This window comes from Halomonas sp. EF61 (assembly GCF_040147045.1).
Taxonomy (GTDB): domain Bacteria; phylum Pseudomonadota; class Gammaproteobacteria; order Pseudomonadales; family Halomonadaceae; genus Halomonas; species Halomonas litopenaei.
Genome location: NZ_JAMSHM010000003.1, coordinates 1,034,146 through 1,058,610, shown reverse-complemented (window position 1 = coordinate 1,058,610; position 24,465 = coordinate 1,034,146). Strand labels below are relative to the sequence as shown.

At 62.8% G+C, this 24,465-nt stretch carries 19 protein-coding genes; 12 read left to right on the top strand and 7 right to left on the bottom strand.

Going from position 1 to position 24,465, the window contains the following annotated elements:
- Nucleotides 1-82 precede the first annotated feature (82 nt).
- The 12 genes from NFI08_RS19300 (at nucleotide 83) to sodC (ending at nucleotide 17,276) form a co-directional block, all read left to right on the top strand.
- Nucleotides 83-6,136, top strand: a complete 6,054-nt coding sequence (locus NFI08_RS19300) for a carbohydrate-binding protein (RefSeq protein ID WP_349591274.1) — start codon at nucleotides 83-85, stop codon at nucleotides 6,134-6,136.
- A gap of 181 nt (nucleotides 6,137-6,317) precedes the next feature.
- Nucleotides 6,318-6,500 carry a hypothetical protein gene (locus NFI08_RS19295; protein ID WP_162816338.1) on the top strand — a complete coding sequence of 61 codons (183 nt, stop codon included), beginning with the start codon at nucleotides 6,318-6,320 and terminating at the stop codon, nucleotides 6,498-6,500.
- A 154-nt stretch (nucleotides 6,501-6,654) separates the two neighbouring features.
- Nucleotides 6,655-7,419, top strand: coding sequence for an AraC family transcriptional regulator (locus tag NFI08_RS19290; RefSeq protein WP_108447972.1), 765 nt, complete (start codon nucleotides 6,655-6,657; stop codon nucleotides 7,417-7,419).
- A gap of 368 nt (nucleotides 7,420-7,787) precedes the next feature.
- The gene (locus tag NFI08_RS19285) at nucleotides 7,788-8,840 is read left to right on the top strand and encodes a TRAP transporter substrate-binding protein (RefSeq protein ID WP_045994863.1); all 1,053 of its coding nucleotides are present in this window, start codon (nucleotides 7,788-7,790) and stop codon (nucleotides 8,838-8,840) included.
- 64 nt (nucleotides 8,841-8,904) lie between these two features.
- Nucleotides 8,905-9,549, top strand: coding sequence for a TRAP transporter small permease (locus NFI08_RS19280; RefSeq protein ID WP_240184129.1), 645 nt, complete (start codon nucleotides 8,905-8,907; stop codon nucleotides 9,547-9,549).
- Nucleotides 9,546-10,823: a TRAP transporter large permease gene (locus NFI08_RS19275; RefSeq protein ID WP_108132764.1), complete on the top strand. Its 1,278-nt coding sequence runs from the start codon at nucleotides 9,546-9,548 to the stop codon at nucleotides 10,821-10,823. The genes NFI08_RS19280 and NFI08_RS19275 overlap by 4 nt, the downstream gene beginning before the upstream one ends.
- Before the next feature lie 41 nt (nucleotides 10,824-10,864).
- Nucleotides 10,865-11,899, top strand: a complete 1,035-nt coding sequence (locus NFI08_RS19270; RefSeq protein WP_108447754.1) for a histone deacetylase family protein — start codon at nucleotides 10,865-10,867, stop codon at nucleotides 11,897-11,899.
- 91 nt (nucleotides 11,900-11,990) lie between these two features.
- Nucleotides 11,991-12,347, top strand: coding sequence for a RidA family protein (locus NFI08_RS19265; protein ID WP_108132815.1), 357 nt, complete (start codon nucleotides 11,991-11,993; stop codon nucleotides 12,345-12,347).
- 8 nt (nucleotides 12,348-12,355) lie between these two features.
- On the top strand, nucleotides 12,356-13,585 hold the full coding sequence (locus tag NFI08_RS19260; RefSeq protein ID WP_108447755.1) for a histone deacetylase-like amidohydrolase: 1,230 nt from the start codon (nucleotides 12,356-12,358) through the stop codon (nucleotides 13,583-13,585).
- Entirely contained in the window at nucleotides 13,582-14,613 is a 1,032-nt protein-coding gene (locus NFI08_RS19255; RefSeq protein WP_108447756.1) for a branched-chain amino acid transaminase, read from the top strand. The genes NFI08_RS19260 and NFI08_RS19255 overlap by 4 nt, the downstream gene beginning before the upstream one ends.
- A gap of 497 nt (nucleotides 14,614-15,110) precedes the next feature.
- Nucleotides 15,111-16,469, top strand: a complete 1,359-nt coding sequence (locus NFI08_RS19250) for a Na+/H+ antiporter family protein (RefSeq protein ID WP_045994850.1) — start codon at nucleotides 15,111-15,113, stop codon at nucleotides 16,467-16,469.
- Nucleotides 16,470-16,742: 273 nt separating this feature from the next.
- Entirely contained in the window at nucleotides 16,743-17,276 is a 534-nt protein-coding gene (gene sodC / locus NFI08_RS19245) for a superoxide dismutase family protein (protein WP_108447974.1), read from the top strand.
- 64 nt (nucleotides 17,277-17,340) lie between these two features.
- Here the strand turns inward: sodC and NFI08_RS19240 are convergent, their stop codons facing one another.
- The 7 genes from NFI08_RS19240 to NFI08_RS19210 form a co-directional block, all read right to left on the bottom strand.
- On the bottom strand, nucleotides 17,341-18,174 hold the full coding sequence (locus NFI08_RS19240) for an RNA methyltransferase (protein ID WP_349591273.1): 834 nt from the start codon (nucleotides 18,172-18,174) through the stop codon (nucleotides 17,341-17,343).
- Between the two features lie 103 nt (nucleotides 18,175-18,277).
- Nucleotides 18,278-19,564, bottom strand: coding sequence for a GNVR domain-containing protein (locus NFI08_RS19235; protein WP_349591272.1), 1,287 nt, complete (start codon nucleotides 19,562-19,564; stop codon nucleotides 18,278-18,280).
- On the bottom strand, nucleotides 19,561-19,770 hold the full coding sequence (locus NFI08_RS19230; RefSeq protein WP_349591271.1) for a hypothetical protein: 210 nt from the start codon (nucleotides 19,768-19,770) through the stop codon (nucleotides 19,561-19,563). Before NFI08_RS19230 ends, NFI08_RS19235 begins: the two co-directional genes overlap by 4 nt.
- A 525-nt stretch (nucleotides 19,771-20,295) precedes the next feature.
- Nucleotides 20,296-21,585 (bottom strand): GNVR domain-containing protein, encoded by a 1,290-nt coding sequence (locus NFI08_RS19225; RefSeq protein ID WP_108447760.1) that lies wholly within the window; start codon nucleotides 21,583-21,585, stop codon nucleotides 20,296-20,298.
- A complete protein-coding gene (locus NFI08_RS19220) occupies nucleotides 21,582-21,824 on the bottom strand; it encodes a hypothetical protein (protein ID WP_108447761.1) in 243 nt (80 codons plus the stop codon). Before NFI08_RS19220 ends, NFI08_RS19225 begins: the two co-directional genes overlap by 4 nt.
- Before the next feature lie 284 nt (nucleotides 21,825-22,108).
- Entirely contained in the window at nucleotides 22,109-23,047 is a 939-nt protein-coding gene (locus tag NFI08_RS19215) for a homocysteine S-methyltransferase family protein (RefSeq protein ID WP_349591270.1), read from the bottom strand.
- Between the two features lie 364 nt (nucleotides 23,048-23,411).
- On the bottom strand, nucleotides 23,412-24,431 hold the full coding sequence (locus tag NFI08_RS19210; protein WP_108450237.1) for an IS110 family RNA-guided transposase: 1,020 nt from the start codon (nucleotides 24,429-24,431) through the stop codon (nucleotides 23,412-23,414).
- Nucleotides 24,432-24,465: the final 34 nt, after the last annotated feature.

Sequence of the window (24,465 nt, the reverse complement as noted above, 5' to 3'; positions counted from 1 at the left end):
TGGCGTGAGATATTGGCTATTTGTTTCCAAATGTAAAAGGGTTTTCATGGTGCATGACATTTGAAAAAAATTTGGAGTCACCATGAGCAGCAAAGAAGAGGTGGTCAGTTCTGTCGCGGGTAGAGCCGCCCAGGCGTTAGCTGTGCCATCGGACACCGGTCTGCTGGTATGGCAGGCAGAGGTAGGCACCATCATCGACCTCGACAGTGGGTCCCAGAAGGCCGTGACGGAGGTGATATCCGGGGACAATGCCAGGCCGGGCGCCATCGACAATGCCTACGTGGATCTTGGCCGGGACCCCGGAGACGGTGTCCAGTATGACGTCAGCGTCGAGGAGGCTGGCAGTTATCAGTTGACCCTGCGCTACGCCAACGGCAGCAACAGTGATCGTCCGTTGGCGCTTCAGGTGGATGGCGGCGTCACGACGTCGGTGAGCTTTCCCGGCTCAGGTAGCTGGAGCAGCTGGCAGGAAGTGACAGTCGACCTTGAGCTTGAGCCGGGGTCGCATCAGCTACTGTTGTCGATTCCGACGGCAGAGCAGGGCGGCGTGGACCAGGGACCCAACCTGGATCAGTTGACACTGGTAAAGGTGGAAGACGAACCAGAACCCGAGCCCGAAACTGGCATCATGTCGTTCGAGGCAGAAACCTTCACCATCGACGATCAGGAGTCGGATCCAAGCCGCCCGGCCGATACCGCTGCGCGCCTGGAAAGCGACGGCGTGGATTCTCTCAGGCCGGGTTACAGCGGGGAAGGTTACCTTGACCTGGGCAACGACGTCGGCGACGCCGGGATATTTGAAGTGACCGTGGAGAACGGCGGTAGTTTCCGACTGGACGCTCGCTATGCCAATGGTGGCAGCACAGATCGCCCCATGACGCTCTACATTGATGGCGTCGAGGTCGGCGAGTTCCAGTTTGCTTCCACCGGGGCTGGCGACGAGGGTTGGGAACGCTGGCGGGAAGAATCGCTTGAACTCGAGCTCGAGGCAGGGACGCACACGGTACGCCTGGAGAACATCGGCAGGGGCGGCCCCAATCTTGATGTGGTAAAGCTGTCGCCGATGATCGTCGAGGCGGGCGATAGAGAGACCTTCAGGATCAATTTTCAGCCCCAGGGCGCCGATGTGCCCGAGGGCCATGTCGCGGATACCGGTCAGGCCTTCGGCATGCAGTCGCTGATAGTGGATGGCAAGACCTACCGCTACGGCTGGGTCACCGAGGAAAGCATCGCCGACGGAACAGAGAACGGCACCAATCCATTATCGCTGGCCAACCAGGGTGGTTTTACCCTGGTGGATCGTTCCGAGCGCTTCGTCGGCCTGGACCCGCGCCAGGCGACCTTTGCTCAGATGACCAGCGAGCGCGACGGCTTCGTCGATGCCGGTTGGGAGATAGAGCTGGAGCCCGGCTTCTATGAGGTGACGCTGTCGGTGGGTGATGTGTCGGGCAACTTCGACGCCTACTACAGCGTCAATGCCGAAGGCAGCGCCTTCAATGATGCTTTTGCGCCAGGTCGTCCCAGCGACTTCCCCCTCGATGCCAACGCGACCAACGATACCGAGGGCCTGCGCTCTGACCTGGTTACCCGAGTGGTGGAGGTCACCGATGGTCGTCTGACCCTGGATGCACTCGGTGTCGACAGCAAGAACGTCAAGCTGCAGTACGTGGAGATTCGTCCTCTACCGGATCTGACGCCTGGAGATGAGCAGCCGGCGAGCGAAGACTATGCGCAGTTTGTCGATGCCCGGGCCATCGCCGGAGTAGGGTCCAATACCGTCGAGGTGGATCTGGACAGCGAGGACGGCAGCCTGCCCACCGGCGTCGATCCCACCTCCGATATCTTTGTCGGGGTTCAGGTGGTCGAGGGCCGAGGAGGCACGCTGCTGGAGAGCCTCAGCGATGGTTCGGTGCGACTGTTCGAGACCGTCACCGGCATCGAGGTGGCCTTCGATATCAACACCACCGGTGGTTTCGATTCGCTGACCCTTTCTCCGAAGCAGACGCTCAAGCCCTTTACCAGCTACAGCCTGGTGATCGATGGCTTCCAGGATCGTGGCGACAACAGTGACAGCAACTCGCCCACTCGAGAATTCCTGAAGTACACCAATACCTTTGTCACTGGCGCCGAGCCGGACATCCTGCCCAGCGATGTGGCCTTTGAAGGCACGGTGGAGCTGGATGGTGCCGTCGACGGTGCCTTTGGCTTCACCTCCCTGGAGGTCAGCGCGACCGGTGACGCGCTGTACGTGGTCAGTATGGGCGGACAGATCGTGCGCTATGCGCTGGACCCGGAAGATGGTTCGCTAGGGGACGGTGACGTCCTGGCGCTGGCGCTTGATCCGTTCATGCAGCCGGACGCCGACGCCTTCAACAATCGGCGTGGCATTATCGGTATCGCCGTGGATCCGACCGATCCTCAGGTGTTGTGGGTGACCGATAACTATCCGATCCCGCTGTCCGGGCGCGACACCTCGACCCCCGACTTCAGCGGGCGGTTGTTGAAGATAACCCTGGACGAGGGGGGCAGCTTCAGCGGCAGCGCCGAGGTCTATCTGACCGGACTCCCCCGTTCGGTGGCGGATCACGTCACCAACAGCATCGAGTTCCGCGAGAATCCGGCGTTCGATGCTGAAACGTCGCCGGATGAGCCGTCCCATCTGCTTTACTTGACCCAGGGCTCCAACACCGCCATGGGTGATGATGACAGTGCCTGGGGCAACCGGCCCGAACGCCTGCTGGCCGGTGCCGTGCTGGAAGTGGATCCGTCCCGGACGCCGCCGGAGGGTGGCTTTGACGTCACCACCGAGCCGTTACCGGACGACCAGACTCGCTTCGTCGATGATGACAACGATCTGAAGAACGACCCGATTCCCATGGGGGATGGACGCTTTCTGGTGTTTGACGAAAATGGCGTCGCCAGCGTTCAGGACGCCGATAGTGTCGTGCTGGAGACCTTCTACGATCCTTATGCCGATGACGCTGTGGTCAAGGTGTTCGCCACCGGTATTCGCAATGCCTACGACCTGGTCTGGCACTCCAACGGCTACCTGTACACGCCGACCAACGGGTCGGCGGCGGGCGGCGCCGTACCGGACGATCCCTCTACGCTGATCGACGAGTCGGTCACCAACGTGGCCAAGCAGGACGACTACCTGTTCAAGGTCGAGCAGGGCGGCTACTACGGCCACCCCAATCCGCTGCACGACGAGTTTATCCTCAACGGCGGCAACCCGACCCGCCTGGAAGACATCAATGAGGTCACGTCCTATGATCCGGGTATCCAGCCCGACCCCAACTATCGCATCGATGACGCCTACTCGCTGGGAGAGAATCGTTCTGCCAACGGCGTGACCGAGTACGTCAGCGATACCTTTGGTGACGCCTTCAAGGGCAGTCTGCTGTTTACCGAGTACTCCGGGGGGGACGATGTTCGTTGGATCACGGTGAATGCCGAGGGCAAGGTCATCGGTGACGATGTCTTGAGAGATGCAGAGGGGCGGGTCATTACCTACACAGATCCCCTGGATATCATCGAAAACCCGGCCACTGGACGCCTTTACCTGGTCACCCTCAACCGACTGACCGGCGAAAGTCAGCTGGTCCGCCTGGATCCGGTCGAGCCGACGTCGACCGGGGGGGGCACTGACATGACGCGGGTACTGGCCACCATCCAGGCCGAGGACAACACCCCGGATGATGGTACCAGCGCCACTATCAGCGAGGGCGGTGGTGCCGAGATCATCATCCGTGAAGGGATCGCCAGTGAGGTACCGGGACTGCAACCGGGCAGCTTCGGCAATGATGGCAATCTGGACGACAACGACGGCGTCGGTGGCGGATACGCCGATTTCGGCAGGAATGCCGAGGACGCCATCACCTTCGGTTTCACCGTGGAAGCCGGCGATGGTGGCGATACCGTGCTGCGCGTTCGCTACGCCAACGGTGGCTTTTCGGACCGCCCGCTGGAAGTCTTCGTCAATGGCCAGAGTGTCGGCGTCGCCGACTTCCCGCCGGCGCCGGACAGCCTCGAGGGATCCGATCGCTGGCGTTTCTGGATGACCCAGGACATTGAGGTGAATCTGAACCCTGGCGAGGTCGAGGTGCGACTGCAGTCGGTATCACAGGCCGGGCCGAACGTGGATCAACTGGAGGTGATTCATGAGCCTTCACCCGGCTTCGATATCTACGAGGCAGAGGGGGCTCTGCTCAACGGTGCCAGGGTGGTCGAGGTGGCCGATGATCGTAACGTGTCCGAGAATGCCTACGTCGACTACAAGGGGTCGGAGGATCAGACCATTACCTGGTCGATTCGCGTCGACGAAGCGGGAAGCTATGAAATCGGTTTCCGCTACCACCTGTCCCAGACCAAGTCTGATCGACCCCTGACCTTCGGCATCAATGGTGTTGCGCAGCCCAATCTGAGATTCGAAGGGCTCAGCGAAAACAACTCGGACTGGGTGTATCAGAACGTGGTGGTCAGCCTGAAGGCCGGCATCAATACGCTGGTGTTGACGGCCCCGGAAGCGGTCGGCCCGAATATCGATCTGCTGTGGGTGCCGGATCAATCGCTCGAAGCCATCCGCGCCTCCATCCTTGGCCCAGCCGACGCCACCGAGGGCACTCGCATCGAGCTCGAGGAAGGCATCTCGGCGCTCAGCGTCGACCCGCGCAGCGCGGACTTCTTCTTTGAGGTCGACTCCAAGGGGCTCTATCGGCTCGATCTGGCGGCCAATGCCGGTGTGCTGCGTGGCGATGATCTGGCGCTCAGTCTCAATGGCGAGTCTTTGACCCTGATGACTTTCCCCGGAGCCGGCACGTCGGGTGAGGAGTCCTACTACGTCGAGCTGGAGCCCGGGACAGAATACCGTCTGCACATCGTCTCCGATGACCTGGGTAGTCAGCGCATCGACTATCTGGACGTGACGCCCGTCTCTGTCGTTGCCGACGCCGAGGTGCGTCTGGAGAGCGGTGACGTCAACTACTTCAGCGATCGCCTGCTATTCAACTATCTGGAAGAAAATGATTTTGGTGGCCCGGATAGGGACTTCAAGGAAGGCGCCAAGGCGGTCATTTCCAATGATGGTAGCGACCCCTTGACGATTCTCGATGTTTCGTTGGACGGCCCCTTCGTGCTCGCCGATGCGGCGGCCCTTGAAGGTTTGACGCTGGCGCCGGGGGAGTCGCTCGAAATCGATGTTCTGTTCGATCGAGCGAATTATCGTCCGCCCGCTACCAACGCCGATGACGGCAGCTTCTTCGGGAGTCTACGACTGGTGACAAACGATGCCGATTCCCCTGTCCAGGAGTTGACGCTGGCGGGATTCTGGCAGGCTCAGGATGAGGGCGGCTGGGAGCCCACGGTAGATGAAGTCTGGAATGTGGCGGGATTCGGCAATCGCATAGGAGGCCTGCCTACGGAAGGAGGGGGCAAGGGATCTGCGTTCGATGACTTTGGCTTCTATCGCGCCGTCAGCGAGGAAGAAGTGCTGTCGCGTTACTGGACCCTGGCCGACGGGGTCGATGAAGCCAAGGTGACCCAGATAGTGGCTCTCCACGGTGCTGGTGTCTCGGCCTTTGGTCTTCATGCCTTCAAGAATACCTCCCAGGATATCAAGTTGATCCGGCACGCGGAGGATCAGAACCAGTCGTTTCTGCCGATAACGCTGGAGGGTAACCAGCCAGAGGGAACCTTCACGCGTGATGATATCCCCAACAATTGGGGAGGCAACGATCTGTTTGGTATCGAGGTGGCCACCCTGTCGTCGGACCCTTCGCTCAACCCGTCGGGGGCCGGAACGCCGCCAGCGGACGCTCCCGATCTGGAGAGGGGCTATCTGGTACGCCTGTTCGAGGCCCTAGATGGTGAAGGAAACGTGATTCCCGATACCTACCTGGTCATCCAGGACTATCCCGGAGCCAACCACGACTACAACGACAACATGTTCGTCATCGAGGGTATCAAGCCGATGTACGATGGCAACGGTGTCCCGCCGGAGGAAACCGACCAGGTGGTGCCGTCGTCGCGCTTCACCGTAGCCGCCGAGCAGGGCGAGTCTGCTCAGGAAGTGCCCGATGTGGTCGTTCCGTTGGATCTGCAGGGCCTGCCCCAGCAGCAGCCCGACGAGCTGTTCTGACAGGCTTGCCACTGCCAACCGTGTGAATGCCGCTCCCCCGGGAGCGGCATTTTTGTGGGCGCCGGATCCAGAGAGTAGTTGTCGCTGTTGACAGACACCGGGTGTTGCGAAGCGTCGACAGCGGCGAAAAGACGCCGTTTGCGTTAGCCTGACGTCAGTCTGAATTGAAGGAGTTGTGCATATGCGAACCGCAGGATGGATGATTATCCTCGTGATGGCCGTGTTGATGGTGGGCTGCAGCTACGACCCCGCACGGGTCTCGCCGGAGCCGCTGATCATCATTGACGACGATCATCGCGACCATCGAGATCATGACGGTGGCGACTTCTGTCCGCCGGGACAGGCCAAGAAGGGTCGCTGTTGAGAAGACGCCGAGTCTGACAAAGGCCGCCATGCCACCGCCACAAGGATGACCAGGCGACAAGCGTTGAGGTCGCGTGAAGCCGGGCGTTCGCCCCGGCTTGTCAGGCTGTTCGGTGAGCGGCATGGTAGAGGTATCTTCTTCAGGCGAGGCGATCGTGAGCCGGATCGATCTCAGGACCAAGACCCTGGCCAACGAGCACGTGTCCCACGTGCACGGTTACCACCAGTTGATTCTGCCCACCTGCGGCAGTACCGAACTATCCCTTGAGGGGCGGGAGCAACGGGTCACCGCCGAGCGTGGTTGCCTGATTCCAGGCAACTGCCATCACGACTACCTGGGAGACGGCAACAATCGTACCTTCGTACTCGACGTGCCGGTGGTCTTCGGGCTCCCGGACGTCGACGTGGCCCGACTGTTCGAGCGACCGCGTTTCTTCGCGGTGCCCCCCGATCTGCAGCGGCTTGCCGACAGCCTGATGCGGCAACTGGACCAATTCCCCACCCTGGGCAACGATATCGCAGCGCTTCTGTTACGCGCGCTCTATCTCCATCTGGAGGCTTCCAGCGAAACCTGTGCCCCTGCACGATCGACGGGCGTCAGCGGTCGGCTCGATCTTCGTCTGCTGGACGACTGGATCGATAGGCACCTGGCCAGCGACATTCGCGTGGATGACCTGGCGTCCTTGTGCGCGCTCAGCCCCGGTCACTTCCACGCCAGCTTTCGCCAGGCCACCGGGATGACGCCGCAGGCCTATGTTCGTCGACGCCGGTTGAGCCACGCCCAGGCGCTGATCCGCCACAGCGAGTTGCCGCTGGGGCAGATTGGGGCGCTGGTGGGCTTTCGCGACCAGGGCAGTTTTTCCCGAGCCTATCGCAGGGTTCATGGGGTGGCGCCCTCCCAGGAACGCTCAGGTTTCTAAACAGCGATTCAGCCAGCCTCTCTCGGCTCTCGCGCTACGCCACCTGTCACTTTTCTCCTCTCGTCGCGGTGACGTTGCGCCCGACGACAAGCTTTGCCTGAGCCTCGGGCAAGGTTTTCGTAGTCTCGGGCAAGTTGACGATGGGTTTCGCGCATAGCCTGAAAAGGAGTCACTCGGCGCCGGCCTCGATTCGGCGCCATCAACAATGACAACAACCATGACAACAACCGGAGTTACCGATGTCTTCGACCTCCCTTCCTGCCTCCGCCCACACTGATGACCGCATTTCAGCTGACCGCCGCTCGCACGACAACCACGGGGTTGGCGCGCGGCGTGGCCAACGGGCCAGACAGCGGCGACGAGCGCCGATGCTGGCGCTCGCGGCGTTGCCGCTGGCGCTGATGGCGTCCCAGGCGCAGGCTCAGTCCTACGAGATGGCCATCGCTACCCTGATCCCCGAGAACCTGACCAACAACGCCATCTATCCTGCCCTGGTCCACTTCAAGGAGCTGGTGGAAAGTCGCACCGAAGGCGACGTCACCGTCAGCATCTTCGGTGGCGGCCAGATGGGCTCCGAGGTGGAGACCGGCTCCCAGGTCCAGGCCGGAGGCAGGGCGCTGCAGTCCGCCATTCTGACCTCCGGCGCGATGTCGTCGTTCTACCCCGAGTATCAGGCGGTGACGGCCCCCTTCCTGTTCGATGACTGGCGCCAGGCCTGGGCCTTCTTCGATGGCGAGTGGTTCGCCGACTTCATGCAGGGCGCCATCGAACAGGCGGACATGCGGTATCTGGGGACCTTCGATGATGGTGGCGGCTTTGTCGCCTTCACCAACAACGAGCGGCTGATCAAGACCGTGGACGACCTCGAGGGGCTCAACATCCGCACCGAGGAAAATCCGGCCCATGTCGCCACCATGGAGGCGCTGGGTGCCTCCGCCACACCGCTGCCGTGGGGCGAGCTGATCACCGCGCTGGAGACCGGGCTCGCCGACGGCCAGTTCAACGCGCCGGTGATCAACACCACCTTCGGCCTGGACGAGGTGACCGACTACACCACCCTGACCGGGCACGTGTACAACAGCGCCAGCTGGATGGTCAGCGAGAGCTGGTTTCAGGAGCTGCCCGAGGAGCACCAGCGGGTCATCACCAACGCCGCCCGGGAGGCGGTCAGTCTGAGCCATGGTGCTTCCGGCATGCTGGCGACCGCCAGCTGGCAGACGTCTTGCGAGATCTTCGAGGAGTGCTACCTGATGCCGGCAGAAGAGCGCCAGCGCATGGCCGAGGTGGCGCGTCCAGCCTGGAAGAGCTGGATCGTCGATGACTTCGGGCTCGACGCCGCTTTGATCGACGACCTGCTGGCCGAGGTCGATGGCCTGCGCCAGTCGCTGCCGCAAGAGGCCTACAGCCGCTACGGCCAGTGATTGTCGCGGCGGGGCGGCCAGGCCGCCCCGCCAGTGCCCACCGCCTTGCCCGAGTTCTCCTGTCATGTCATCACTGCGATCTCTTCAGGCCTGGCTCCAGCGCCTGAGCGACGGCGTCAATCGCCTCGCCATCGTGTTCTGCGTCGGCTGTGTCCTGGCCATGCTGGGTATTTCGTTCACCGGGTTTCTGTACACCCTGTTTACCGGCGGCGCGCTCAGCTGGACCTACTCCCTGGCCCGCCTGTTCCTGCCGTGGATCGGGCTCATCTCCTCGACCATCGCGCTGCATTCCGGCGAGCACGTGGCCATGACACTGCTGGTCAAGCTGCTGCCGCGCCCACTGGTGGTGCTGGCAGCCGGCGCGACCCTGGCCGTCATCGGCGCGCTGGCGGTGTTGATGATGTTCTACGGCTGGGACTTCTTTTCCAACGCCCGCCAGAGCTACATGGTGTCCGACAGTATTCAGATTTCCTACAAGTGGACCACCTTCGCGGTGCCGCTGACCGGCGCCATCATCGCACTGCATCTGGTGCACGGCTTTGCACTGCTCGAGCACTTCATCGACAGCGACGCGGTGATCGAGCAGGCGATCCATTCCAATGACAATGGCGCCGGCAGCAACGTCGAGCAGGCGGTCGACAGCCGTGTCGCATCTGCCGATCCCTCTTCACCACAAGGCGACGCCGTCGCCCGGGAGCCACGCTCATGACCGCCGCGATTCTGGCCTTTATCCTGGTGTTGGCGATCGGCGCCCCGGTCGCAGTGGTCATGGCGATCTCGGGAGTTGCCGGGGTCTATGAGCTGGGCGGCGAGCGCCTGGTGGGGATCATCGCCGATCGCATGTTCTCCGGTGTCTCCGGCTACATGCTGATCGCCGTGCCGTACTTCATCTTTACCGCCGAGTTGATGAACCAGGGCGGGCTGACCCAGAAGCTGATCGCCTTCAACAATGCGCTGTTCGGCCGGGTGAGGGGGGCGCTGTCTCACGTCAACGTGACGGTGTCGCTGTTCTTCGCCGGGCTGACCGGGGCCGCCATCACCGATACCGTGGCGATCGGCAAGATCATGATTCCGGAGATGAAGAAGCAGGGCTACGACGCCGAATACGCGGCGGCGATCACCGCCTGTTCCTCGATCATCGGGCCGATCATTCCCCCCAGCGTGGTGATGGTGGTGTACGCCACCCTGCTGCGGGACGTCTCGGTCATCGACCTGTTTGCCGGAGGCATCGTGCCGGGCATTCTGATGACCGTGGCGCTGCTGGCCACCAGCATCGTGCTGGCCTGGCGGCGGGGCTACCCCAAGCAGGCGCCGACGCCGCTGAAGATGGCACTGTTGGCATTCTTCTCGGCGCTGCCGGCCATGCTGGTGCCGTTGATCATCCTCGGCGGGATACTCTCGGGCATGACCACCATCACCGAGGCTTCGGGCTTTGCCGCAGTGTACGCGATCCTGATCGGCATGCTGTTCTATCGCAACCTGACCCTGGCCAAGGTGGCCCAGGCGCTCGTGACCACGGTCAAGTTTTCCGGTGTCGTGTTCTTTCTGCTGGCGACCTCGGCGGTGCTCGGCTGGTTTGTCACCCGCTCTGGCGTCGCCCGGGAGGCGGCGAGCCTGATCACCTCCCTGAGCGATGTCGCCTTCGTGCAGATCTTGCTGGTGTGCCTGTTGCTGATCGTCATCGGCACGGTTATGGATGTACTGCCGGCGCTAGTGGTCATCGGCCCTGTGGTGGTGCCGGCGATGGTCAGCCTGGGCTTCGATCCACTGCACTTCGCCATCGTCATGATCGTCACCCTCAACATCGCCAACGTCACACCACCGGTGGGCATGACGCTGATGACAGCGGCAAGAATCGCCCAGGTCCCCTACGAAAAGGCGATCCTGGCGTCGCTGCCGTTTTATACCGCCTTTATCCTGGTAGTGGTGTTGCTGGCGGGTTTTCCGGCACTATCGACATGGATCCCCTCGCTGCTCGACTGATGTGAGCAGTGACGGAGCGTCATCACCGGAGACAGATTCAGATGAAACTTTTCTACCATCCTGACCAGGAACGTCACGCGCCGCCTCAGTTCCTGAAGCGTGGAGCCCTTACCGATTCCCCCGAAGGGCCCCGCCGGGCGGAGCTTCTGAGCGAAGGCCTGGCCGAGGTCGGCCTGGCCCTGACCGCGCCGGCCGAGGTCGACAGTCCCACGCTCAGGGAGCGTCTCAAGGAGATCCACAGCGAGCGCTACCTGGATTTTCTCGAGACCATCCATGCCCGCTGGCAGGCGTTGCCGGACGCCACCGAATTTGTGGCGCCGAACGTCCACCCCTGCGGCGGCGGCAAGCACTACCCGCGCCATCCGGTGGGGCAGGTGGGCTGGCACATGCACGACATGGCCTGTCCGATGACCGAGACCAGCTTTCAAGGCATCCTGGCCAGTGCCGCTACCGCCCAGGCCGCCGCCGAAAGCATCGTCGCCGGCGGCGGCACCGCCTACGCTCTGTGTCGTCCGCCGGGGCACCACGCCGGTCCCGATCGTGCCGGGGGCTTCTGTTTTCTGAACAACGCCGCCCTGGCGGCCACGGTGCTGCGCGAGCATGTGTCCCAGGTGGCGATCCTCGATATCGACCTCCACCACGGTAACGGCACCCAGGACATCTTCTACGACCGTGGCGACGTCTGGACAGGATCGCTGCACGTCGATCCCAGCGAGTTCTATCCCTACTATTGGGGCGGTGCCGGCGAGACCGGTATCGGTCCTGGACTCGGCGCCAACCTCAATGTGCCGCTGGCACTGGGCAGCGGTATCGAGGCCTTTCAGGCCGGTCTCGATGAGCTGCTCGACGCCATGGCGAGCTTCAGCCCGGACGCGCTGGTCGTGGCGCTGGGACTCGATGCCCACAAGGACGACCCGCTGGCGGGGCTGACGCTTGAAACCCCGGACTTCGTCGCCATCGGTCGCCAGATCGGTGAGCTGGGCCTGCCCACCGTGCTGGTGCAGGAGGGCGGCTATCCGACCGCGGCCTTGAGCCATAACCTGGCCGCCTTCCTGCGCGGATTCAACGACGCCTGACCATAGCTTGATAAAGCCTGATACAGCCCTGAACAGCTCAATATTTAGCCCAACGATCATCCCGCGGATGATCTCCCACAAGGAAAACACCATGAGCCCGACCCTTCACGACAGCAACGACCGCATGAGCCAGATCGCCGTGCACAATGGCACCGTCTACCTCTCCGGCCAGGTACCGGCGGACGCCAGCCAAGGCATGCGCGGCCAGACCGAGCAGGTGCTGGCGCGAATCGACGAACTGCTGGCCAAGGCCGGGACCTCCAAGGATCGACTGATCTCGGCCCAGGTGTGGGTTACCGACATGGCCGAATTTGACGAGATGAATGCCGCCTGGGATGCCTGGGTCAGCCCCGGTCGTCCGCCGGTGCGTGCCGCGGTGGAAGCGCGCCTGGCCCGGCCGGAGTGGAAGGTCGAGATCATGGTGGTGGCCGCCTTGCCCCAGGCCTGAGGTCACCCATGAGCCACAGCAAGACGACGGGTTTTTATTGGCACGAGCGCTGCTTCTGGCACGACCAGGGGGCGATCGGGGTATTTTCGGCGCCAGGGCCCTGGCTGCAGCCCCAGCCGGCCTCGGAGAGCCCGGAGAGCAAGCGCCGTCTCAAGAACCTGCTGGAGGTCAGCGGGCTGATCGACGAGCTTGAGGTGGTGAAGCCGCCGGCGGCCGGCCGCGAGGACCTGCAGCGCTTCCACACGAAAGACTACCTTGATGCGCTGGAGGCAGGTGATGCGGGCCTGGGTGGCGATGCCGGCGAGGCCGCGCCCTATCGCCCGGGCAGTCTGGCCAGCGCCCGGCAGTCCGCCGGGCTTGCCATCGCAGCGGTGGAGGCGGTGGCCCGTGGCACCCACGCCAGTGCCTATGCGCTGTGCCGTCCACCGGGGCACCACGCCGAAGCCGATCGCGGTCGCGGCTTCTGCCTGCTCGGCAACATTCCAGTGGCGGTGATGCGAGCGAAGGCGCTGGGGCTGGTGCAGCGGGTGGCGATCCTCGACTGGGACGTACACCACGGCAACGGCCAGCAGAGCGCCTTCTGGGACGACCCCAAGGTGCTGACGGTATCGCTGCACCAGGCCGGCAACTATCCGCTCGAGACCGGTGGCTTCGACGAGCAGGGTGGTGAGGGCGCGCCGGGGTCCTGTCTCAACCTGCCGTTGCCGCCGGGCTCGGGGCTTGGCGCCTACGACTATGCGTTCGAGCGCCTGGTGCTGCCGGCCATCGAGGCCTTCGCGCCGGATCTGATCGTGGTGGCCTGTGGCTATGACGCCTGCGCCAAGGACCCGCTGGGCAAGATGCTGCTCAATAGCCATGCCTTCGGGCGCATGGCCCAGTCGGTCAAGGCGCTGGCTCAGCGATGTTGTGAAGGGCGCCTGGTGGTCGTCCACGAAGGCGGCTATTCGGAAGGCTATGTCCCGCTGTGTGGCCATGCCGTGATTCAGGCGCTGGCCGACAGCGACATCGGCGTGGATGACCCACAGAACGACGAGATCGCTGCCTGGGGCTATCAGGCACTGCAGCCCCACCAGCGCGAACTGATCGACGGCTGGCGGCGCGACTGGCCTGGGCAGATCACCGAGGCCCACGACGACAGCCAGGCTGAAGAGGCTATCGCCTGCGTCTGTGGCAGGGACAGCGATGCAAACAGGAACAGGAACAGGGACAGGAACAGGGACAGGGAGCCAGGCACATGAGTGGACTGCACCAGCGCGACGGCTGGATCTGGAAGAACGGCGAATGGCTGCCCTGGCGGGAGGCCACGACCCATCTGCTGACCCACTCGCTGCACTATGGCATGGGCTGCTTCGAGGGGGTGCGCGCCTATCGTGACGACAACGGCAATGCCCGGCTGTTTCGGGTCCACGAGCATACCCGACGCCTGCTGGACAGCGCCCATATCCTCGACCTCGAGGTGCCCTGGAGCCATGAAGAGCTGATCGAGGCGCAGAGCCAGTGCCTGGTCCGCAACGGACTGACCGATGCCTATCTCAAGCCCACCGTGTTTCTCGGTCCCGAGGGCCTTGGGCTGCGCGCCAAGGCGTTGAGCTGTCAGATGATGGTGGTGGCCTGGGACCTGGGACCCTACGTCAGCGCCGAGACCGCTGCCGTCGGGCTCAGGGCCCTGACCTCGTCCTGGGCGCGCCACCACGTCAATATCAGCGCCTGTCGGGCCAAGACCAGCGGCCACTACGTCAACAGCATGCTGGCATTGAATACGGCGGTGAAGGCGGGCTTTGACGAGGCGATCATGCTTGACGCCGAAGGCTACGTGGCCGAGGCCAGCGCGGCCAATGTCTTTCTCTATCGAGACGGGGTGTTGCACACGCCGGAGGTCACCTCCTGCCTGCAGGGGATCACCCGGGACAGCGTGATCCGATTGGCGCGTGAGGTGTTGGGCGTGGAGGTGCATGAGCGCCGCATCACCCGCGATGAGCTGTACATCGCCGACGAGGCCTTTGTTACCGGCACCGCCGCCGAGATACTGCCGTTGCGGGAGCTCGATGGTCGCCATATCGGCGCCCGCGCCGGCGCACCCGGGGTCGCTGAGCCGATAGCCGCCGATAGCCTGACGGCAAGACTGCAGCGGCTGTATCGCGACGTCTGTCGAGGTCGGTTGTCACCGGCGACCAACGGAGATCGCCATGACCTGGCGCGCTACGCCGACTGGCTGAACCTGGTCCCGACGGATAGCGAAGTGGATATTGACACAGACAGCGACTAGGACGGTTTACACAACCATCCGGCGGCAATAGATCGGAATGCCAGAGTGGCAAAGCATGGCGCACAGGGCTTTACCGATGGCCACAAAGAAAGGCGCCACGACCCTTGAGTCGTGGCGCAGCTAGCCGTCTTTCCTCCCTGGGGCAGCTTCCCTGTGCCCGTGTTGCTCCCTTGGCGCTTCCCGCGCCGTCGCCTCCGTGACGCTCGAGGGGCAGTGTCCCTTGCCCGGTGTCGCCTGAACACAGAGGTAGTATCGGCCAGGCGTGTGTCAGTCAGATAACCGCCTCATGACCCTTTGGTGACATCCCGGCCACAGGACTTTTCTGGTACCATTCGCGCCGCCTGTTACCGGCGAAATGCCCAGGCGCCGTCGCGTACGGCAGTCGAGGCCGTCTCGCCAGGCACCAGGCTTGGCACGAAAAGCCGGCGAGCGCAGGTGCTTTTCCGACAAGCCTTGATTGCGCAAACCCTCTCTCGAACATAAACCTGGATTCGTCTATGAACGCTGTAATCCTTGCCGTGCTGGTGATGGTGGGACTGTCGCTGGCGCGGGTCTCCGTGGTGCTGGCCCTGGTGGTAGGGGCGCTGGTGGGCGGCCTGGCCGGTGGTCTGTCCATCGAGGACACCCTGGCGGCCTTCAACGACGGTGTCGGTGGCGGTGCCAAGGTGGCGCTGGCCTACGCCACCCTCGGTGCCTTCGCCGTGGCGATCTCTCGCTCGGGCCTGCCGGACCTGCTGGCACGCCGCCTGATCACTCTGCTGGGGCAGGAGTCCAGCGCGTCCCGTCAGGCCACGGTCAAGTACCTGCTGATCGGTAGCGTGCTGCTGGTGGCGATCTCCTCCCAGAACCTGATCCCGGTCCACATCGCCTTTATTCCGATCCTGATTCCGCCGCTGCTCAAGGTGATGAATCAGCTCAGAATGGACCGCCGCGCGGTCGCCTGTACCCTGACCTTCGGCCTGACCGCGCCCTACATGTTGCTGCCGGTAGGCTTCGGGGCGATCTTCCTCAACGACATCCTGCTGGCCAACATCAACGAGGCTGGCGCCGCACTGGGCCTCGAGATCGACCGCGCCATGGTGCCCATGGCCATGGGTGTGCCGGTCGCCGGCATGTTCCTCGGGCTTCTGGTGGCGGTGTTCCTGTCCTACCGCAAGCCTCGGGTCTATGACGAGGTGGAGCTTGGCAATACGCCGGCCCACGGCCATGGCCACGACCACAGCGAGATCGAGGAGCCTCACACCCTGGGCCTGATCATGTCGGTGATAGCGATCGTCGCTGCGCTCGGTATCCAGCTCTATACCGGCTCAATGATCCTGGGTGGCCTGGTGGGCTTTTCGCTGTTGTCCATGGGCGGCATCTTCCGCTGGCGCGAAGCCGATGATCTGTTCACCAGCGGCATGCGCATGATGGCCCTGATCGGCTTCATCATGATCTCGGCCTCCGGCTTCGCGGCCGTAATGACCGCCACCGGCGAGATCGAGACCCTGGTCAGCGCCAGCGTCGAGGTCATCGGCGACAACCGTGGCCTGGCGGCGCTCTTGATGCTGCTGGTGGGTCTGTTCATCACCCTGGGCATCGGCTCGTCGTTTTCGACCATCCCGATCATCGCCGCCATCTTCGTTCCGCTGGCGGTACAGTTCGGCTTCTCCGATCTGGCGACGGTCGCCCTGGTCGGCACCGCCGCCGCCCTGGGTGACGCCGGCTCCCCGGCGTCGGACTCCACTCTCGGGCCAACCTCCGGCCTCAACGTGGATCGTCAGCATGACCACATCTGGGACAGCGTGGTGCCGACCTTCGTGCACTACAACATCCCGTTGATCGGCTTTGGCTGGCTGGCGGCGATGACGCTGTGATCGCCCGCAGGAAAGCCCAGACGCCCGCGCTATTCGCGCGGGCGTTTTTTTGTGCGCCAGGCCCGGCCCGAACATCGACGTGTGAGCCACTGCAATAGTGAGACATGAGTGCTACGGGTTGTGCAGATCCGTCGATATGGTCCACGCTGGGGGAGACTCATCGACCGGTGGGTCGTGGCGCTCCCGGGAAGATGAAGGAGTTATCGAGCCCAGGGCGCAGCAAGACACTTGTTCACAGATGGAGAGGATCGACACATGGACAGGAGCGACAAGATGTTGAAGGCACGCGTGTTTGCCGGATCGTGCTTGCTGGGGGCAGGCCTGCTGGTAACAGGCGCCGCCCACGCCGCCACGGAGGTGGAGATGCACAGCGTCAGCACCGACGGTATTGGCGACTCCCTCGGCACCATCAGTTTCGAGGATAGTGAGCATGGTCTCAGGATCACCCCCGACCTTGAGGGTCTGGATACCGGCATCCACGGCCTTCACGTTCACGTGAACCCGAGCTGCGAGCCGGCCGAGAAGGATGGCGAGACGGTTGCGGCGGCTGGCGCCGGAGGCCACTTCGACCCGGAGGACACCGGCACCCACCAGGGCCCCTACGGTGACGGCCACCTGGGTGACCTGCCGGCGCTGGCGTTGGGACAGCAGGGCGAGGCGACACTGCCGACCCTGGCGCCGCGCATCAGCGAGGAGGACCTTGCAGGTCACGCCATCATGATTCACACCGGTGGTGACAACTACTCCGACGAGCCCAAGCTCGGCGGTGGCGGAGCCCGCGTCGCTTGTGGCGTCATCGAAGGCTGATCGACACCACCCCCGACATGGCCATCCAGGCCCCGCCCAGGCGGGGCCTTTTGCTGTAGTGACGTCAGTCCTGGCGATCGTCGCTGGAAGGGGGCAGGTGTGCCTCGAGCGACGACAGCAGGCCGCGCAGCAGCGAGAGTTCCTTGCGCGTGGGTGTAGCCCTGGCGAACAGCGCCTGGAGCTGTTCCTCGGTGCGCGCGTGGGGCTGGGTAATAAAACCGCTGTCGCGCATCACCCGGCCCAGATGTGCCTGAAAGTGGGCGACCTGCTCGCGGGTGGGCTGGCGTAGCCGAGACGGAGTCCCCGAAGTGGCGACGTTGTCGGTGTCGGTATCGGTGTCGGTATCCGTGTCGGCATCGCGATCGACGGCGGCATCGACATCAGGGCAGGGGAGTCGGCGCCAGGCCCGGCGCAACTCGTAGGCCAGCACCTGCACCGCCTGGGACAGGTTCAGAATGCCGTAGTCGGGATTGGCCGGAATGCTGACCTGATGCGAGCACAGGCGGATTTCGTCGTTGGTCAGGCCGAAGCGCTCGCGGCCGAAGACCAGTGCCACCGGGTCGTGTACTGCGTCCTTCACCAGCGCCTGGGCCATCTCGTCCGGTTCGTCGTAGTGAGGCAGTGGCAGGCTTCTCAGCCTGGCGCTGGCCCCGACCACCCTGACACAGTCATTGATGGCGTCCTCGAGACGTTCCACCACGCGGGCGTTTTCGACCACATCTGCCGCACCTGCGGCCAGGCGGGTGGCCTCTTCATCAGGAAAGACGCGTGGATTGACCAGCACCAGATCGGTGAGTCCCATGGTCTTCATCGCGCGAGCGGCGGAGCCGATGTTGCCGGGATGGTAGGTCTGGACAAGAACGATGCGCAGATTGGCGAAGGGCAAGGCTTGAGTCATGGAGCACGGCAACCGTCGATGGGAAAACGAGCGACACCATACCGCCACTTTCGCCCAAAGCGAAGGGGCCGCGATGGCGGCCCCTGAGACGATGGTGGAAAGATCAGACTGTCTGTGAACGATACCGCCTGAGGCTGCGGCTGAACGCTACCAGCATCACCAGCATCACGCCCAGCATGCCCCCGAGGATGAGGGCGAGCGCCAGCACCAGGGCCTTGCCGGGACCTTCGGGCTGCATTGGGCGATAGGCCACATTGACCACCTCGACGACGTCGATGTCGTCGGCGGTGATGCGGTTGGCCCTCAGTAGAGTGTTTTCCTGGCGCAGCTGGTTGTAGGCATCGATAAACGGCGAGTCATTCTCGCGGGCCTTGAAGGCTTCGATACGCCGCTGGTGCTGCAACTGTTCGAGCTGCTTTTCGATCTGACGGATGGCCGGCGAGGTGATGGGCTGGTCGAGACCCTGCGTCAATACCTCGCGCTCGGCCGCCAGGGCTTCGGTACCCAGGAAGTACAGTGGCAGATCGTTGCCGATGCTGACGTTGTCGTAGACGATACGCGCGGCGTTATCGGCGTCTCCCAACGATAGCGGAGACGTCGGCTTGGTGATGCCGAGCATGCCAGCGATCTCTTCTGCCTGTTCCAGGGTGCGAATGCGCTCCTCGCGGGAAGCGCGCTCCGCGGCGCGTTCGGCGGCGAGCTGATCCTGAAGCTCGAGTCGGCGAATCGAGTGTTCTTCGTTCATCCGCGTGACGGTGGCATCCAGTTCTGCGTCGTAGGCCTCCAGGTGGGCCTCCATTTCGGCCTCGTTGCGTGAAATGGCGCTGGCCAGGCTACGATCGGCACGCGCGAGCAGGTCTTCGGTGTACTGCTGCTGTGACCACTGGAAGTACTGGTTCAGCAATGCAGCGCCGTCGATATCTTCGGGATAGGAGAAGCTGACCTCCCCGGGACTGCCGGAGGCGAGATCGCCAGGCGCTACCTTCAGCTCACGGAACTGCGTGCGAAGCACCGTGCCCTCGAGTTCCGGGGCACTATCCTGCATCAGCATGTCGGCGTAGTCGGGGTGCTGATCGAGGAAGACGCGGAAGCGCTCGTAACTCCCCAGGCGAATCTCCAGCTCTGAAACGGCCTGCTGGGGAGTGATGGCAACCCCGGGAATGCGGTTGATGACGTTGAGGCCATCACTCGTCTCGGTGTAGGTGAGCGAAGAATGGTATGACGGTGTCGATGCCACCAGATAGATCGTCGCCAGTACGAGACAGGTTGCCATGCTGATGGCGATCCAGCGCCATCCGTTGATCAGCATGATGGCAATGTCCCGCAGGTCAATCTCGTCGGAGGAATGATGCTGGGATTGATCGACGGAGCGGTGGTTGTAAGAGTTCATGCGTGAGGATTCCAGACAGCAAGCCTCGCCGTCAGAGCGAGCAGGTGAACGAGCAGGACAGACACTTCCACAAGAAGGAATTGAGAGGTGTCGACCAGACCCAGATACAGCACGAAGATGGGAGCCAGCACCGCGGCGAGCATGATGACCGCGGAGATATAGCGGCGTTCGCTGAACGCCAGAGCGCCCGGAAGCAGCAGCATCATGGGGGATGCCACCAGGTGTTTTAATGTTGACATAGCGTTTATCAGCCCTGCGTGAGCCAAAAGGTAGTGCTTATATGCACATTTTTCGCGGCACGAATGTAGCAGGATGAAGGCGAGTTTGTAAGCCGGCAAATAGATTATTTCGAGCATTTCCTTACATAAGTCCAGCAATATCTCGATGTACCTTTGCATAGATGCCTATTTGGCTAGTTGTTTTTGCTAAAACGGCTGTGGCAGCTATAAGCAGCGATATGCCTTAATGTGCACAATCGATGTGGCACCAGCGCCAAGAAAGTCACGTTCAGCCTTCCGAGAAAGAGTGGGCAGGCCAAAAGAGGAGAAAGGGGGAGATGCAGGGAGCGCAGTAGGCGAGGTCGAGAGCCGGGACGTACACAACGACCCCGAGTCAGACCAAGCTCTGACTCGGGGCGAGTGCGAAACGGCTGATGCTATGCAATAGCGTTGGAAAGCCAGGGGATCGTGGCTAAGGGTGCAGCGCTGGCGCTGCAGGTCGGGATGGCGACATCAAGCGCGCTGGGCCCTGTAGCGCTTGAGGCTTCGGCCGAACGATACGCACATCACCAGCATGACGCCCAGCATGCCCCCCAGTATCACGGCGAGGGCCAGCACCAGGGCCTTGCCCGGGCCTTCTGGACGGTTTGGACGATAGGCCAGGTTGACCACCTCGACGACGTCGATATCGTCGGCGGTAACGCGGTTGGCCCGCAGCAGGGTATTTTCCTGGCGCAGCTGGTTGTAGGCCTCGATAAACGGCGAGCCGTCATCGCGCTGCTGCAGCGCTTCGATGCGACGTTCGTGCTGAAGCTGTGCAATCTTCTTTTCGATATCTCGGATAGCGGAGGTGCTGGCGTCTTCTTCCAGGCTTTGTTCGACCACCTCTCTTTCTGCGGCCAGTGCCTGGGACCCCATGAAGTAGAGCGGCAGGCTGGCGCCGATACTGATGTCATCGTAGTCGGTCTGCGTCTGTCCCTCGTCACCCAGCTCCAGGGGCGAGGTGGGCTGGGTGATACCCAGGCGCCGTGCGATGGCTTCCGCCTGGGACAGAGTGCGAATGCGCTCGAGGCGAGACTTGCGCTCGGCGTTCTTTTCGGCCTGGAGTTGGTCTTCGAGTTCGGCCAGGTGAATGTCGTGCTGCTCGTGAAGACGGGTGATCTCGGCAGTCACGCTGTCCTGGTAGGCGTTCAGGTGTGCCTGCATCTTTTCGCTGTTGCGTGTCAACGCCGTTTCCAGCGCACGCGTTGCGCGCTGGACCAGGGCCTGGGTGTACTGCGCCTCTGTCCAGGCCAGATATTCATTGAGTAGCGCTGCCCCTCTGAGCGACTCCGGATATTCGAAACTCAACTGGTGGGGGCCTGCTCCTTCCGTGTCGGGAAGGCTGATCTCCAGCTTGTCGAAGTAGTGAAGGCGTAGATGCTCATCCAGAGTCACGCCCTGCTCGTCGGCCTCTGCCTGGGTGATGGACTGCCACTCAGGGTGGATATCGATGAACTCTCGCAGATTGCCGAAGCTGCCGAGCTTCAGTTCCAGTTCCGCCTGCGTAGAGGCCTTCGAATAGTCGATGCCGGGCATCTGGTTGAGCAGGCGAAGCCCCTCCGGGGAGGGCGTGTAGCTGGTTGACGCGCGAAAGCTCTGGGTGGAGATGGCAACATACACCAGGGCCAGTACCAGGGCGGTGGCCACGCTGCCAAGGATCCATTTCCAGCCTTCAAGCAACATCAGGGCGATATCGCGCAGGTCTACCTCATCATCTCGGCGATAGGAAAGCGCGGGGAGTTGGCTGTCGATAGCGCTCATCGCTGCGGCCTCCACAGTGCCAGATGCATGCTGAGGATCAGTCCATGGCCAACAAGAACAAAGGCTTCCAGCAGGCCGGCGACGGCCAGGCTCATCAGCCCCAGTGCTGCCGCAACCAGCGGAGCCAACCAGGCAATGAAGGCGACGGAGGCGCGCAGTGCATGCCCGCGTATCAGGGTAAAGCCCCCTGGAAGCAGCAAGGCGATGGGGCCGAGAAGTAATAGCCGAGAGGGTGACATCGAAGAGTCCTGATCGAGCGTTGAGGAATTGGCGGTCGATGAGCCATGGGTGTGCCACATGGGCAACCTTCAAGGACGGGAAACCACCGACTCATCTGCTGGCCGAACAGCCTAGCGGCGTGGACGCGGCGCGATGCTGCCGTGGATCAGGAAGGGGGAAAGTAAAGGCCGCCACGCTGCGCCGCCCTGACGAAGATCAAGGACGTCGCAGCCGATGGTCTGGGCTCTTGGGTGTCGTGTGGCTGGTGGGTGAGGAGCGAAGAAGTGGGGCGACAGAGCGCGTTCTAACGATGGCCGGCGTGGTACCAGTCGGCGAGTGTCTCGATATGGGCCGGATGGATGCCACAGCACCCGCCGATCAGACGCGCGCCCAGGGCGTGCCAGCGTTTGGCGTAGTCCAGGTAGCCTGCCGGGGTGAGCTCCCGGTCCGCCGTCAAGGTGGTGTTGGCTCGGTGGGCATCGCCGATCGGTGAGAAGCTGTTGGCGTAGGCGCCCAGCGGGCGGGACAGCTTGAGTCGTTGCATGGCGTCGCCGGCGTCGACCAGTGCTTGCGCCATGACCTCCGGAATCGAGCAGTTGAACAGGATGGCGTCGGCGCCGCCCTGACATAGCTGTTGGGTGGCCTCGGCAACGGACTCGCCGGAGCGCAGGCGTGCGATGTCGGACACCTCGTCCTGAAGGGTGAGGGCGTACCAGCGAGGCTTCTCGGAAGCCGCCAGAACCTCCTGCATGACCGAGATCTCGGCAAGACTCGATAGAGTCTCGGCGAGCCACAGATCCACGTGTGGGTCCTGCGCATGATACAGGGCAGTAGTGATCTCCCTGGCGCGGCAGGGATCGAACAGATCGGGACGATAGCTGCCTAGGGCGGGAGGCAGGCAGCCGGCTACGCTGATCGAGGCTTCTGGGGCATTGGCTTGCGATGGTGGCTGGACGGATTCTTCCTGCCAGCGGCTTGCCGCTTGCGCTGCCAATCGTGCCGCAAGAGAAGCGAGTTCCGGCCCATCTTCCCGATAGCGCCGCTCGCCAAGATGGAACGGCACGCAGGCGTAGCTGTTGGCAGTAATCACTCGGGCGCCGGCCCGAATAAAGTTGAGGTGGGCCTCGATGACCCGGTCGGGAGCTTCGATCAGCGCCTGGGCGCTCCACAAGGGCTGTGAGAAGGGGGCGCCGATACGCTTGAGCTCGCGCCCCATGCCGCCGTCCAGTAGCGTCAAATCCATGATGTTGCCTGCAAGTTGATCCAGCCGATAGTGAATCATGCCCCGGGGGCGGGAATAAATTGAAAAGTCCTCAACCTCTGGATGAGGCGGCTCAATGAATGGGGACAAACAAAATGTATGGTCAGCCTGGCTTTTGCAACGTGGATCTACGACATTGACAAAGTGGGCTTGCGCCAATGTATTCGGGCTCTCGATGGGCACGCATCACTGGCGCCCGGCCCTCGATGAGAAGCCGCGCCTGTCCGACCTCAAAAAAGCCTCAGCATCAATGTGCTGTTTTTGTTGTCAGGTTCTCGGACAGGCAGTGAGCCGTTTGTCGTCATCGTGATCCTACGCCGCAAAACCCGTGACAGGGTATCTCCTCTCAGGCGAGTGTCGCCCCCGGCGATGGACGGAACTCACCCCCTTTGGCCAGGATCGCCCAGGCGATTCTGGCCATCTTGTTAGCCAAGGCACAGGCCACAACATTCGAATGCCGTCGGCAACCCAGTGCTCTCAGCCAGTCACCTAATTGATCGTTACGCTGATCCTGGCGCTGCATCACCGCGCGGGCACCCTGCACCAGCAAGCGTCGTAGATGGCCATCGCCGCGTTTGCTGATACCCAGGAGTCGCGGCTTTCCGCCGGTTGCGTACTGGCGAGGCACTAGCCCCAGGGCGGCGGCGAACTCACGCCCCGAACGGTAGTGCGAGGCATCACCTACCGCGCCGACGATGGCGCTGGCCGTGATGGGTCCGATTCCTGGCACCGTCATCAAGCGGCGGGCACCATCGTTACAGCGGGTATGCTGCTCGAGCGTTTTCTCGAGAACCGCGATCTCGTCACTTAGCCAGGTATAGTGCCCTTGGAGGCGTTGAGCCAACGCCACGAAAGCGGGTGGCAAGCCTTCCAGATAGCTCGTGAGACGACGGATCGCCGCATGCCCGACCGGCAAGGCCACCCCGAATTCGAGCAGGAAGCCGTGCAGGCGATTCATGATCGCGGTGCGTTCGGCGACCAGCCCTTGGCGAGTACGGTGTAGCGCACAGAGGATCTGCTGGTCTTCGCTCTTGATCGCTGCGAAGCGCATGGCCGGACGTGAGGCCGCTTCGCAGATCGCCTCGGCATCCACGAAATCGTTCTTGTTGGTCTTGACGAAGGGCTTGACGTACTGGGGCGGAATCAGCCGTACGTCGTGCCCTAACGCCTGGATCTGGCGGGCCCAGTAATGGCTTCCGGCACAGGATTCCATGACCACCCGACAGGCAGGCTGCTGGGCCAATTGCGACAGCAGTTTCTGGCGTGACAGCGCCTTGCGGAACAAGGGTTTGCCGTGGCGAGTTTGAGCATGCAGATGGAAGCTGCGTTTGCCCAGGTCGATACCGATGATGGCGGGAGCGGTCATGAGCGTGGTCCTCTGAAAAGAAGAAGCCCAGCAA